This is a genomic window from Enemella dayhoffiae, from assembly GCF_002250625.1.
GTDB lineage: Bacteria > Actinomycetota > Actinomycetes > Propionibacteriales > Propionibacteriaceae > Enemella > Enemella dayhoffiae.
This window is the reverse complement of sequence record NZ_NMVQ01000010.1, coordinates 47281-59350: the sequence shown is the minus strand read 5'-3', so window position 1 is coordinate 59350 and position 12070 is coordinate 47281. Positions and strand designations below refer to the sequence as shown.

Genomic DNA, 12070 nt, shown 5'->3' with positions numbered 1-12070 from the left:
CACCAGCAACACCGAACGTGCCGCCGCACTTGCCCCTTGGCTCGAGCACTACAACACTGAACGATGCCACAGCGCACTCGGAGGCAAACCACCGATCAGCCGGCTACCAACCTGATGGCCGGGTACACCTAGAATGTCTCCATGGCACTCGTGGACCGTTACCCGATCGTTCGCTGGGGCGTACCCGTGGCTGCGGCAGCGACCGTCTTCGCGGCCGTCGCGGCACCGCAGGCGTTCGCCGACCCGGCGCTGCCCGAGCGCACCGCCCAGCAGCTGCTGGTCGACCTGCAGAACCCGACCGACACCAGCTTCTCCGGCACCGTCGAGACCCGGACCGACCTCGGGCTGCCGGCCCTCCCGGTGGGCGCCAACGACGGGTACGCCGCGCTGCTCAACGGCACCAACACGCTGCGGGTGTGGCAGGACGGCAAGGAGCGGTCCAAGGTATCGCTGATCGCCTCCGGCGCGGAGACCACCACCGTGCGCAACGAGGCCGAGGTGTGGCAGTGGTCCAGCAAGGACAAGAAGGCGGTGCACGCCACCCATCAGCCGCGACCCCAGCGCGAGACCCCCGCGGAGGCGCCGAAGACCCCCGACGAGGCCGCCCAGCGGGTGCTCGCGCAGCTCGACCCGAGCACCGAGGTGAGCGTCGGGCGCACCTCCCGGGTGGCCGGGCGCTCGGCGTACGAACTCGTTCTGGACCCGAAGTCGCAGCAGACCCTGGTCGGCAAGGTGACCATCGCCGTCGACTCGCAGACGCACAACCCGCTGCGCGTCGAGGTGTGGCCGAGCGGCAAGGCCGCCCCGGCGATCCGCGTCGGCTTCACCCAGATCGACTTTGCCGATCCGGCCGCGAGCACGTTCCGCTTCAGCCCGCCCGCGGGTGCCGAGGTGGTCGAGAAGTCGGCCGCGGACAAGAAGGACGAGCCCAAGGGGGAGCGCCCCGCCAGGCCGCAGCCGAAGAGCGTCGGCGAAGGCTGGGAGCGGGTCACCGTGACCGCGATGCCGAAACTTCCCGCCAACACCGACCCGTCGGTCCAGCGCCGAGCCCAGTACAGCGGCAAGGCGGCCGACTGGCAGCAGCTGGTGCAGTCCCTGACGACAGTCAGCGGCAGCTGGGGCAGCGGGAAGGTGCTGAACACCGCTCTGGTAACGGTCGTCGTCACCGAGGACGGCCGGGTCGCCGCCGGATCGGTCCCGACCGATCGGGTTGTCGCCGCTCTCGCCGGGTGAACGACGCCGCTCCCGCGTGTGCGGTCAGCACCTCGAGGCTGAGCAAGGTCTTCGGGAAGCAGACCGCCGTCGATTCGATCGACCTCACCGTTCCCGAGGGCGCGGTCTATGGGTTTCTCGGGCCGAACGGGTCGGGCAAGACGACCACGATCCGCATGCTGCTCGGTCTGGTACGCCCCAGCGGTGGCGAAGCGCGCGTGCTGGGCGAGCGGGTGCTGCCCGGTCGCAGCGGGGTGCTCGATCGGGTTGGCACGCTGGTCGAGGGGCCGGCCTTCCACCCGCACCTGTCCGGGCGGGCCAATCTGATCCGGCTGGACTCCGCCGACCTGCAGGCCGACCCCGCCACCACCAGCCGTCGCGTGGACGCCGCGCTGGAGCGGGTCGGGCTGGGACCGGCCGCGCAGAAGCGCTATCGGGCGTACTCGTTGGGCATGCGGCAGCGACTGGGGCTCGCCGGCGCGCTGCTGCGGCCACGCAAGCTGATGGTGCTCGACGAACCGACCAACGGGCTCGACCCGCAGGGCACCCGGGAGGTGCGCACGCTGCTGGCCGAGGTGAACGCCGAGGGCACCACCGTGCTGGTGTCCAGCCACCTGCTGTCGGAGGTCGAGCAGGTGTGCAGCCACGTCGGGATGATGCGCGCCGGGCAGCTGGTCGCCCAGGGCACGCTCGCCGAGGTGCGGGCGGGGGCTCGGCCACGGGCGCGGGTGGTGACCGCGGACAGTGACGCCGCGGCCGGCACCCTCAACGCGCTGGGGTTGGGCGGCGTACGCACGGACGGGCTGAAGGTGGAGGGTGAGCTGCCGGACGCGACGGCTCCGGAGGCCGTGGTCGCGGCGCTGGTCGAGGCCGGGGTCGGGGTCCGGGAGTTCACCGTCGACCGGCCCAGCCTGGAGGACCTGTTCATCGCCCAGACCGGGGAGGGGTTCGATGTCAGCGGCTAGGGCGATGAGGTTCTTCGGCTCCGAGCTGAAGCTGATCATCGGCCGGCGACGCAACCAGGTCGGGTTGGTGGTGCTGGCATCGATCCCGATCATCCTGGCGATCGTCCTGCGGGTGAATCGGCCGCGGGGATCGGGCGGGCCTGACTTCCTGTCGGAGATCACCAACAACGGCTTCTTCGTCGCGGTCACCGCGCTGTCGCTGGAGATGACGCTGTTCCTGCCGCTGGCCATCGCCACCCTGAGCGGCGACGCGATCGCTGGCGAGGCCAGCCAGGGCACCCTGCGCTATCTGCTGACCGTGCCGGTGCACCGGACCAGGTTGCTGCTCACCAAATATGCCGCCCTGGTCGTCGGCGCGGTGGTCGCCCCGCTCACGGTCGCGGTCGCGGGGGTGCTCATCGGTGGGCTGCTGTTCGGCCTCGGCCCGGTGACCGTGCTGTCGGGAGCTCAGCTGTCGTTGCCGGCGGCGCTGCTGCGGCTGCTCGGGATCGTCGGCTATCTGGCGGTCGGGTTGGCCGCCCTGGCGGCGGTCGGGCTGTTCATCTCAACCCTCACCGAGCAACCGGTGGCGGTCACCCTCGCCACCGCCGGCGTCGCGATGATCTCCTGGATCCTGGACAGCGTGCCGCAGCTCGAATGGCTGCACCCGTGGCTGCTGGTGCACGGCTGGCCGGCGTACGCCGATCTGCTCCGCGAACCGGTGTTCTGGGACAACCTCGGACGCGGACTGCTCGTCGACCTCGCCTGGCTGGTCATCTTCGGCACCGCCGCCTGGGCCCGGTTCGGCGGGCGTGACGTGACCAGCTGAGCGCCCACGCTCATTTCCCCGGCCCCGCGCCTGCGCCGTGCCAGACTGACGGGTCGGCGTACCCACTTCGAACGCGAGGTGACCGCCGATGAACGCTCCGTGACAAGTTTCCTCGCGGCGCGCCGCGTGGCGCGGGTGGGGCGGAAGGGATGGTTACCGTGACTGACGTGCAGACCGAACGGCCGCTGGTGGTGGCCATCGACGGCCCGAGCGGTTCGGGCAAGTCGAGCACCGCTCGTGGTGTCGCCGAACGGCTCGGACTGGCCTACCTGGACACCGGCGCGATGTACCGGGCGGGGGCCTGGCTGGTCGCCGACCAGAACCTCTCCGGCCCCCAGGAGATCGCCGAGGCGGTCTGTGCCGCCGACATCGAGATCGGCACCGATCCCGGCGACTTCTGGATCCGGATCGACGGCACCGACGTGACCACCGCCATCCGCGAGCCCCGGATCTCCCAGGCGGTGTCGGCCGTGGCCACCGTGCAGCCGGTCCGTGACGCGCTGATCGACCAGCAGCGCGAGCTGATCGCCGACGCCGAGCGGGGAATCGTGGTCGAGGGGCGCGACATCACCACCGTCGTCGCCCCCGACGCCCAGGTCCGCGTGCTGCTGGTCGCCGACCCGCAGGCCCGGATCGCCCGCCGCGAGGCCGAGCTGGCCGGCGCCGCGAGCACCGCGGAGGTGACCGACCAGGTGATCCGCCGCGACCGCGACGACTCCACCGTGGCCGCGTTCACCGAGGCCGCCGAGGGCGTCACCGTGATCGACTCCACCCACCTCGGCCTCGCCGAGGTGATCGACCAGATCTGCAGCCTCGCCGAGAAACCAACACCCTGAGAGGAATCCCGTGAGCGATCGACTGGACATCCGCATCCCGACCGACGAGGTCCCGGACACCCCCCTCCTGCCGATGCTCACCGACCTCCCCAGGCCGCGGACCGCCGTGTTGCGCTCGATCCGCCCCCTCGGCTCGGCGGTGTTCCGCCAGGCGTGGAGGGTACGCCGCCACAACGAGCACCTGGTGCCCCGCACCGGCCCGGTGATCCTGGCCGCCAACCACCTGGCCGTGGTCGACGGGCCGCTGCTGGTGGCGCTGAGCCCGCGTCCCACGTTCGCGCTGGCGAAGAACGAGCTGTTCGTCGGCAACCTCGGCCGGCTGCTGGAGGCGGCCGGGCAGATCCCGATCGACCAGTACAACCCCGATCACGGGGCGCTGCGGCGTGCAGTCGGCGTGCTCGAGGCCGGGCACGCGCTGACCATCTTTCCCGAGGGCGGCCGCGACACCGGCGACATGGCGAGGATCCGCGGCGGCGTCGCCTATCTGGCGATGGTCACCGGGGCGCCGATCGTGCCGGTGGCGTTGCTCGGCACCCGCGAGCCCGGCCAGAGCGTGAAGGAGCTTCCGCGTCGAGGCGGCACCATCCACATCAGCTATGGCCAGCCGGTGGAGTTGGGACGGGTGCTGTGGCCGCGGCGTAAGGTGCCGCTGGCCGAGGCGACCGAGGCGGTACGCCTGGAACTCGCCGAGCAAGTCCGCCGGGCCGAGCGCCAGACCGGGATGCCGCTGCCCGGCGCCCCCGGCTGACCTACGTTCCCCGAGTAGTTGTCCATGCAAGGCAATGGACAACTGTCGAGGGGAACCCGTCGCCCTCCGGATCGACCACGCGTGCGTTCCGGCCACCCGAGGAATGCGGATCTGCGACCGGCCACCGGAATCGCCGGGTCGATCCGGAGGGAACCGCGCAGGACCGTCTCATTGGCCCGCGCCCCGGCGAACCCGGTAGTCTGGGACGGTTTCCCGAACCCAGAGAGGTCCCATGTCGACCGCATCGGAATCGGCCCAGGCCGAAGAGCGCGTGATCAAGCCGGTCGTCGCCGTCGTCGGACGACCCAACGTGGGCAAGTCGACCTTGGTCAACCGGATCATCGGCCGCCGCGAGGCGGTCGTGCAGGACACCCCCGGGGTGACCCGCGACCGGGTGTCCTATGACGCCGTCTGGAACGGCCGCGAGTTCATCGTGGTGGACACCGGCGGCTGGGCCTCCGACGCCCGGGGGATGGCCGCCCAGATCGCCGAGCAGGCCGAGTTGGCGATCGCCGCTGCCGACACGGTGCTGTTCGTGGTGGACGCGACCGTTGGCACCCAGGATGAGGACGAGGCCGTGGTGCAGGTGCTGCGCCGCTCCCGCAAGCCGGTCGTGCTGGCGGTGAACAAGGTGGACGACCAGCGCACCGAGGCCGAGGCCGCGTCCATGTGGAACCTCGGGCTGGGGGAGCCGTGGCCGGTGTCGGCGATGCACGGTCGCGGTACCGGTGACCTGCTGGACGCCCTCCTCGACGCGCTGCCGGACGCCCCGGCCGAGGACTTCGAGCCGGTGGGCGGGCCGCGTCGGATCGCCCTGGTCGGGAAACCCAATGTGGGCAAGAGTTCCCTGCTGAACAAGCTTGCCGGCCAGCAGCGCGTGGTGGTGGACAACGTGGCCGGCACCACCGTGGATCCGGTGGACGAGTTGATCGAACTCGACGGCGAGGTGTACCGGTTCATCGACACCGCCGGCATTCGCAAGCGGGTCAAGGAAGCCTCCGGTCACGAATACTACGCCTCGCTGCGCACCCAGGGGGCGATCGAGCGCGCCGAGTGCTGCGTGGTGGTGATCGACTCATCAGAACCGGTGAGTGAGCAGGACCTCAGAATCCTTTCCAGCGTTGCCGAAGCGGGCCGCGCGATGGTGATCGCGTACAACAAGTGGGATCTCACCGACGAGGAGCGCCGCTACTACCTGGAGCGGGAGATCGAGCGCGACGTGCACTCGTTCGCCTGGGCCGACCGGGTGAACATCTCCGCCCAGACCGGGCGCAACGTGCAGCGCCTCGGCGTCGCCATCGATCAGGCACTGGCCAGCTGGGAGACCCGGGTCTCCACCGGCAAGCTGAACGCGTTCCTGGGCAGGATCGTCGCCGCCCATCCGCACCCCGTCCGCGGCGGCAAGCAGCCGCGGATCCTGTTCGGCACCCAGGCCCAGAACTGCCCGCCCACGTTCGTGCTGTTCACCTCCGGCCAGCTCGAGGCGGGCTACGTCCGATTCGTGACCAGGCGGCTGCGCGAGGAGTTTGACTTCACCGGTACGCCGGTGCACGTCGAGGTCCGTGCCAGGGAGAAGCGCAAGAACCGTTAGAGCTGGATGCCGCGGGTCAGCGCGCCGTCGGCCAGCAGGTTGGTGCCGGAAATCCGGCTCGCCATCCTGCTGGCCAGAAACACCACCGGTGCGGCAATCTCCTCGGGCGTACCCATCCGTCCGGTGGGGTTGAGCGACATCGCGGTGTCGAACAGGCCCGGATCACCCTGCTCGATGCTGGACCACACCCCGTCGGGGAAGTAGGTGTTGCCCGGGGACACGGTGTTCGCCCGGATTCCCTTGTCCGCGAGCGAGAACGCCAACCCGTGCAGGTAGCCGACAAGGGCGGTCTTGGCCGTTCCGTAGGGTCCGCTGGCGAAATCGGACTCCCGTCCGGAGACGCTGGAGATGCCGATGATCGAGGGGTTGTCGCTGCGTTCCAGCCACGGCATGGCGGCGCGGACCAGGCGTACGGTGTGCATCACGTCCACCTGCCAGCTGGCCTCCCAGTTCTCCTCCGTGTCGGGGATGGCCAGGGCGCTGACGTTGGCGACCACGCAGTCGATCCCGCCGAAGCGTTCGGCGCACTCGCCGACCCACTGCTGCAGCGCGGCGGCGTCGCCCACGTCGAGCGGGCTGCCGTGCACCTGCCCGGCCGGGGCCAGGCTCTCCTCGGCGCGGGCGACCATCTCCGGTGTACGCCCGCAGAAGGCCACCCTGGCGCCCTCGGCGAGAAACCCGGCCACGATCGCCCGGCCGATACCACGGGTGCCGCCGGTGACCAGCACGGCGGAGTCCTGAAGTCCTAGATCCATCCCGTATCCCCTTCTTCCCCGGGTATTGGTGTTGGCCTCAACCCCGCAGTTGGCGGGCCTGTTCGCGGAGGTGGTCGTGCATCCCGCGGTACGCCTGGGCGGCGCGGGGCAGATGGGCCTTGGCCACCTTGACCGCGACGCTGTAGTTCGCGTCCGCCACGTTGGCGATCGGCGCCAACGCGATCTGCGAACACAGCTGGTAGGAGTCCAGCTGGTCCAGGCCGGTGAGCTCGGACACCCAGCCGATCAGGTCGGCGTTGGCGATCCGCCAGGAGTCCTCCATCGGGCGGGAGGAGCCGATGGTCATGATCGCGTCGTCGTGCTCGATCCGTGGCCACCCCGGCGCGTTGCCCTTGATCAGTTCCACGATCAAGGTGGTGGTCATCGCCCCCTCCACCGCGGTGCCGCACGCCTCGCCCTCGCCCTGGCGGTAGTGTCCGTCCCCGATGGAGAACATCGCGCCCTCCACGTTGACGCCGAGATAGATGGTGGCGCCGGCGCGCAGCTCGGGGGTGTCCATGTTGCCTCCGAACCGGTCCGGGACCAAGGAGGAGCGCACCTCGCCGGCCGCGGGGGCAACTCCCACCGTGCCCAGCATCGGGTTCATCGGCAGCTCGATGTGGTGGTCGCTGTTGCGGGCAGCGAAACCGACGGTGCCGCGCTCCCGGTCCAGCTGATAGATCCAGGTGCTGTCGGGCAGCGGGGGCTGCAATGTCACGGTCCGGTCGGTGCTGGTCATCCCGCCGAAGAACGGGATCGCCGCGGACGCGCCCCAGTCCCGGGCCGGCACCAGATCCACGAAGTGCAGCACCAACGTGTCCCCGGGCTCTGCACCTTCGACGTGGAACGGGCCGGTCTGCGGGTTCACGAAGCGCAGGTCCACCTTCTCCGCGGAGCGGTCGTCGACGCTTGTCAGCCGGCCGCCGAACGCGTCGTCCGACCACAGCCGCAGCGCGACCCCGGGGCGGATCCGGCGCAGCGCCGGGGCGCCGCCGAAGGTGTAGGCGTACTGGTTGCGGTCCGGGGTGATCTCCAGGAGCTCCATCGACCGATCCTAGGTGTGGCGCACGGGCATGTCCACAGCGGATGCGTCCGTCCGGACCGACCTCGGGGACGTCGACGGAGCACCCGGTGGACGCCCCCGTCCGCGCGGGCTAGGTTCGGCTGCTGTGACAACCGCGCCCGCTGCCGGGCCACCGTGGCAGCTGCAGTTCGGCCTGCTCAGCCTGATCTGGGGATCGAGTTTCCTGCTGATCGAGTACGGACTGGTGGTGCTCGCGCCGCTGCAGGTCTCGGGGTTGCGGATCGTCTCCGGTGCGCTGGTGCTCCTGCTGCTCGCGCTGCTGGGGCGTACCCGGTGGCCGCGGGAACCGTCCACTTGGCTGCACCTGGCGGTGACCGGGCTGTTCCTGTGCACGATTCCCTACACGCTGTTCGCGCTGGCCGAGCAGCGAGTCACCTCCGCGCTGGCCGGGATCGGCAACGCGTCGACCCCGTGTTCACCGTGGTGCTGAGCATGCTGTTCCTGCCCAGCGACCGGCCCACGGTCCGCAAGGTGACCGCCGTGGTGGTCGGGCTGATCGGCGTACTCGTCATCCTGCAGCCCTGGCACGCGCTCGGCCGGCCCGATCCGATCGGGTTCGCGATGGTGCTCGGTGCCTCGTCCTGCTATGGCATCGGCTGGGTCTGGAACCGCCGGTTCATCGGCGGTCGCGACCTGGGCGGGCTCGCGCAGCCGACGGTCCAGCTCCTGCTGGCGACGGTGCAGATCGCGATCGGGTACGCCATCGCCCACGCTTTCGGCGCAGTGCCACCGGTGTTGGCGTTGGGCGGAAACGGCCATCAGCGGGCGCTCGGAGTGGGGTCGGTGCTGGTGCTCGGCGTCCTCGGGACCGGGATTGCCACCCTGCTGCACTACAACGTCGTTCGCGCCGCCGGACCGACGATCGGCACCATGGTCACCTACGTGATCCCGGTGGTCGCGGTCGGTCTGGGCGTGCTGCTGCTGGGGGAGCGGGTGCAGTGGCCGCAGCTGATCGGGGCGGCGCTGGTGATCTTCGCGGCCCTGGTCACGCAACCGTGGTTCCTGCGCGCCCGGCGGTAGGCTGATCGGGTGAGTGAGACCGAACCGCCCAAGTCCCTGCTCGGGACCTTCATCCGCCAGCAGCGTGAGCTGGCGGAGCTGTCGATGCGCCAGATGTCGACCATGGTGGGGATCTCGAACCCCTACCTGTCGCAGATCGAGCGCGGCCTACGGGCGCCGTCGGCGGGGGTGGCCGCGGGGATCGCCACCGCGCTCGGGATCAGCGTGGATGAGCTCTACCAGCGGGCGGGCTACGTATCGGCCAAGGCCGAGGCCGGCGAGAAGACCGATCTGCAGCGCGCCATCGACAGTGCGTCGGAGCTCACCGCCGCGCAGCGTCGTTCGCTGAGCGAGGTCTACCGTTCCTTCGTCGACGCCAATCGGGTACGCCACCCCGACTGACCCGCGGCGGCGGACCAGGGTCGTCAGTTGCGGGTCTGCCGCTTGGCGGGCCGGGCCGGCGGACGGGACGCCTGGTCGCGTACGCCGGTCAGTTCCCGTCCGGGGCGGGAGAGCTCGGCGATCTGTCCGAACACCACCGGCCAGTGGTTGGCCAGCGCCTCGTGACCCATGAACAGACCCAGGTGCCCGCCGTCGGAAATCTGTCGGCCCACCTTGTCGGGGTCGGTCGACACATAGTCGGCGAGCGCCCACACCTGCGGCGGGGGAGTGATGTGGTCGGTCCTGCCGGCCATCAGGAACAGCGGGCAGTCGATCCGGCCGAGGTCGACGAGTTGCCCCTTGACCTCCAAGGTGCCCTGGATCAGCTCGTTCTTCTGGAACAGGTGTTCGACCACCCAGAGATAGAACGTGCCCGGAAGTGCCTGGGTCCACTGGAACCAGGTCTCGAAGGTGCGGTAGCGCTGGACGTAGTCGGGTTCGTGCAGGTGCGCCAACAGCTGGAGCTGGCGATCCAGCTCCTTGTTCAGCTGCATCCCGATGAAGCCGCCGAGCAGGAACGAGCCCGGCAGCACGCCGTCGTTGGCGGCGACCACGGAGCGATAGAACGACAGGTCCTCGCCGGGGGTCAGGTAGCGGACCCAGTCGTGGATCAGCGGCTCGCCGGCGTGGAAGTCGATCGGTGCCCCGGCGATGGTCAGGCTGTGCACCAGCTCGGGGTGCAGCGCGGTGAAGATGGTGGCCAGCCAGCCGCCCTGGCAGTCGCCCACCAGGTTGGCCCTGCCGCCGAGTCCCTCGATGGCTTCGCGCAGCACGTCGATGTAGTCGTCGATCCCGGCGTTGCGGGTCTCCCGGGTCGCCCCGACCCAGTCCAGGGCGAGCACGCGGGTGCACCCGGACTCGCGGGCGGTCAGAATCTGGCTCTGTCCCTCGGCGTAGTCGACGATGCAGGAGTCGTGACCGGCCTGGGGTGGCAGCAGCAGGGTGGGCACCTGCTCGGGATCGGCGTCATCGGTGGAATAGTCGCGCAGTCGCGCGATCGGCCACTCGCGGACCAGGCGGTGCTCGTGCGCCCACTGGGGGCGCTCCCGGCGGCTCGCCGTGGCGTACCAACGCCACAGGTCGGTGGTCACGTCGAGGGGCGTCGCGCCGCGGCGCCAGGCGCCTGCCCAGTATTCGACGGTGGCTCGGCCCACCGCTTCCCAGCCGCCGACGGTGGCGTCGAGCCAGGACTCGACGATGCGGTCGGGGACCTTCGGTGTGAGCAGAGTCATGACTGCCTCCTCGGAGTCGCGTGCCCAACCATGCAACTGGGCTACTGTGCAGTATTACCCAGAGTTTGGGCGAAAGACACCCTGCGGACCATGTGTCGGGACGGTTGGTGACCCAACCGATACCGGTCGGGTGCTGGAGCCAGGGACGACGACGGCCCCGCTGGAGTCCCAGCGGGGCCGTCGCGCGGGGGTCAGCGACCGCTCACTTGAGCAGTTCGCGGGCAGCCTTGGTCCAGGCGTCGGTGACGTCCTGGGCGAGCTGGATCTGGGTGTTGGCCACCGAGGTGGCCCACTCGACCTGGCTGGCGCCGGCCAGCTGACGCTGGAAGTCGAGGGTGCTCTTGACGGCCTTCTCGTAGTTGTCGACCGCGAGGCGGCCGGTGGCCTTCGAGGACTCCAGGACGCGGGCGTTGAAGTCCTTGGCGCGCTGGACGTTCTCCTCGAACTGCTTGGTGCTGTCGGCGAAAGTGCTGTTCTCGTTCATGTCGGTGGCTCCTTCGTGTCTTGTACGCTGCTTGCGTTAGCAACGCTAGCACGCATCCAGCTAACGAGCAAAACCAGCGCGCTGTGGCGTACGCCTCACATGTCCATGCCGCCGTTGACGCCCCACACCTGGCCGGTGATGTACGCCGACTTGTCCGCGCACAGGAACCCCACCACTCGGGCGATCTCGTCCGGATCAGCCAGCCGGGCCATCGGGATGTTGCCCTTGATCTTGTCCAGCACCTTGTCGGGCACGGCTTCCACCATCTCGGTGTTCACATAACCCGGGGTGACGGTGTTCACGGTGACACCGATCGAGTTGTCGTGCAGCTTGTCGGCGCGCTGCAGATAGAACACGGCCTCTCGCGCCAGGGTCTTGGTGAGCCCGAACAGCCCGGACTTGGAAGCCGCGTAGTTCGCCTGCCCGATGTTGCCCATCTCGCCGATGATCGAGGACACGTTGACGATCCGGCCGGTGCCACGCTCCAGCATGTGCTTCAGCGCAGCCTGGGCCATGAAGAACGTCCCGGACAGGTTCACCTGGAGCACCGCGGTCCAGTCGTCGTCATCCATCTTCAACACGGTTCTGTCGCGGGTGATCCCGGCGTTGTTGACCAGGATGTCGAGCCGTCCGTGGGTGTCGATCACCTCCTGGACGGTCCGCCGGCAGTCGTCACCGGAGGCCACGTTGCCCTGATGGGTGGAGAACGTGCCGCCGGGCATCGCGGACCGCAACTCGTCGAGGAACTCCTCGGCCCGGGCGGTGTCCTTGCCGTAACCCATCGCCACCGTGGCGCCCTGCTCGGCCAGGCCCCGGCTGATGGCGGCACCGATCCCACGGGTGCCGCCGGTGACCAGCGCCACCTTGCCGCTGAACCGGCCTTCTGTGCTGCCTGCTTCCTGTTCCGCCATCGTT

Annotated in this window: 15 protein-coding genes; 10 read left to right on the top strand and 5 right to left on the bottom strand. The window is 69.8% G+C overall.

Features of this window, described 5'->3' with window-relative positions; genetic code table 11:
- The 7 genes from CGZ93_RS07625 to der all read left to right on the top strand — a co-directional run.
- A partial coding sequence (locus CGZ93_RS07625) for an integrase core domain-containing protein (protein WP_141211006.1) occupies positions 1–115 on the top strand: 115 nt, incomplete at its 5' end.
- Between the two features lie 26 nt (positions 116–141).
- Positions 142–1233, top strand: coding sequence for a LolA family protein (locus CGZ93_RS07620; RefSeq protein ID WP_094363552.1), 1092 nt, complete (start codon positions 142–144; stop codon positions 1231–1233).
- The gene (locus CGZ93_RS07615) at positions 1230–2177 is read left to right on the top strand and encodes an ABC transporter ATP-binding protein (protein ID WP_094363551.1); all 948 of its coding nucleotides are present in this window, start codon (positions 1230–1232) and stop codon (positions 2175–2177) included. The genes CGZ93_RS07620 and CGZ93_RS07615 overlap by 4 nt, the downstream gene beginning before the upstream one ends.
- Before the next feature lie 4 nt (positions 2178–2181).
- A complete protein-coding gene (locus CGZ93_RS07610) occupies positions 2182–2985 on the top strand; it encodes an ABC transporter permease (RefSeq protein ID WP_229117282.1) in 804 nt (267 codons plus the stop codon).
- A gap of 158 nt (positions 2986–3143) precedes the next feature.
- Positions 3144–3821, top strand: a complete 678-nt coding sequence (gene cmk, locus CGZ93_RS07605; protein WP_229117281.1) for a (d)CMP kinase — start codon at positions 3144–3146, stop codon at positions 3819–3821.
- Positions 3822–3831: 10 nt separating this feature from the next.
- The gene (locus CGZ93_RS07600; RefSeq protein WP_094363548.1) at positions 3832–4569 is read left to right on the top strand and encodes a lysophospholipid acyltransferase family protein; all 738 of its coding nucleotides are present in this window, start codon (positions 3832–3834) and stop codon (positions 4567–4569) included.
- A 232-nt stretch (positions 4570–4801) separates the two neighbouring features.
- Entirely contained in the window at positions 4802–6160 is a 1359-nt protein-coding gene (gene der / locus CGZ93_RS07595; RefSeq protein ID WP_094363547.1) for a ribosome biogenesis GTPase Der, read from the top strand.
- On the opposite strand, the gene CGZ93_RS07590 is transcribed toward der, so the two are convergent.
- Positions 6157–6915: an SDR family NAD(P)-dependent oxidoreductase gene (locus CGZ93_RS07590; protein WP_094363546.1), complete on the bottom strand. Its 759-nt coding sequence runs from the start codon at positions 6913–6915 to the stop codon at positions 6157–6159. The genes der and CGZ93_RS07590 overlap by 4 nt on opposite strands.
- A 37-nt stretch (positions 6916–6952) precedes the next feature.
- Positions 6953–7960 carry an acetamidase/formamidase family protein gene (locus tag CGZ93_RS07585; protein WP_094363545.1) on the bottom strand — a complete coding sequence of 336 codons (1008 nt, stop codon included), beginning with the start codon at positions 7958–7960 and terminating at the stop codon, positions 6953–6955.
- 124 nt (positions 7961–8084) lie between these two features.
- Here CGZ93_RS07585 and CGZ93_RS07580 point away from each other — a divergent pair, with 124 nt between their 5' ends.
- The 3 genes from CGZ93_RS07580 to CGZ93_RS18850 are packed head-to-tail and all read left to right on the top strand — an operon-like array spanning position 8085 to position 9400.
- On the top strand, positions 8085–8429 hold the full coding sequence (locus CGZ93_RS07580) for an EamA family transporter (protein ID WP_176451670.1): 345 nt from the start codon (positions 8085–8087) through the stop codon (positions 8427–8429).
- Complete coding sequence (locus CGZ93_RS07575; RefSeq protein ID WP_094363543.1) at positions 8411–9019, top strand: DMT family transporter; 609 nt, start codon at positions 8411–8413, stop codon at positions 9017–9019. Before CGZ93_RS07580 ends, CGZ93_RS07575 begins: the two co-directional genes overlap by 19 nt.
- Before the next feature lie 9 nt (positions 9020–9028).
- Positions 9029–9400 carry a helix-turn-helix domain-containing protein gene (locus CGZ93_RS18850; RefSeq protein ID WP_229117280.1) on the top strand — a complete coding sequence of 124 codons (372 nt, stop codon included), beginning with the start codon at positions 9029–9031 and terminating at the stop codon, positions 9398–9400.
- 23 nt (positions 9401–9423) lie between these two features.
- On the opposite strand, the gene CGZ93_RS07565 is transcribed toward CGZ93_RS18850, so the two are convergent.
- The 3 genes from CGZ93_RS07565 to CGZ93_RS07555 form a co-directional block, all read right to left on the bottom strand.
- Entirely contained in the window at positions 9424–10671 is a 1248-nt protein-coding gene (locus CGZ93_RS07565; RefSeq protein ID WP_094363542.1) for an alpha/beta fold hydrolase, read from the bottom strand.
- 202 nt (positions 10672–10873) lie between these two features.
- Entirely contained in the window at positions 10874–11155 is a 282-nt protein-coding gene (locus CGZ93_RS07560; protein WP_094363541.1) for a hypothetical protein, read from the bottom strand.
- 95 nt (positions 11156–11250) lie between these two features.
- The gene (locus CGZ93_RS07555) at positions 11251–12066 is read right to left on the bottom strand and encodes a 3-oxoacyl-ACP reductase family protein (protein ID WP_094363540.1); all 816 of its coding nucleotides are present in this window, start codon (positions 12064–12066) and stop codon (positions 11251–11253) included.
- Positions 12067–12070: the final 4 nt, after the last annotated feature.

Bases quoted from the DNA above. Each gene is read 5' to 3' on its own strand.
- CGZ93_RS07620 (WP_094363552.1), top strand. From the start codon at position 142: ATGGCACTCGTGGACCGTTACCCGATCGTTCGCTGGGGCGTACCCGTG.
- CGZ93_RS07610 (WP_229117282.1), top strand. From the start codon at position 2,182: ATGAGGTTCTTCGGCTCCGAGCTGAAGCTGATCATCGGCCGGCGACGC.
- der (WP_094363547.1), top strand. From the start codon at position 4,802: ATGTCGACCGCATCGGAATCGGCCCAGGCCGAAGAGCGCGTGATCAAG.
- CGZ93_RS07590 (WP_094363546.1), bottom strand. From the start codon at position 6,915: ATGGATCTAGGACTTCAGGACTCCGCCGTGCTGGTCACCGGCGGCACC.
- CGZ93_RS07585 (WP_094363545.1), bottom strand. From the start codon at position 7,960: ATGGAGCTCCTGGAGATCACCCCGGACCGCAACCAGTACGCCTACACC.
- CGZ93_RS07565 (WP_094363542.1), bottom strand. From the start codon at position 10,671: ATGACTCTGCTCACACCGAAGGTCCCCGACCGCATCGTCGAGTCCTGG.
- CGZ93_RS07560 (WP_094363541.1), bottom strand. From the start codon at position 11,155: ATGAACGAGAACAGCACTTTCGCCGACAGCACCAAGCAGTTCGAGGAG.
- CGZ93_RS07555 (WP_094363540.1), bottom strand. From the start codon at position 12,066: ATGGCGGAACAGGAAGCAGGCAGCACAGAAGGCCGGTTCAGCGGCAAG.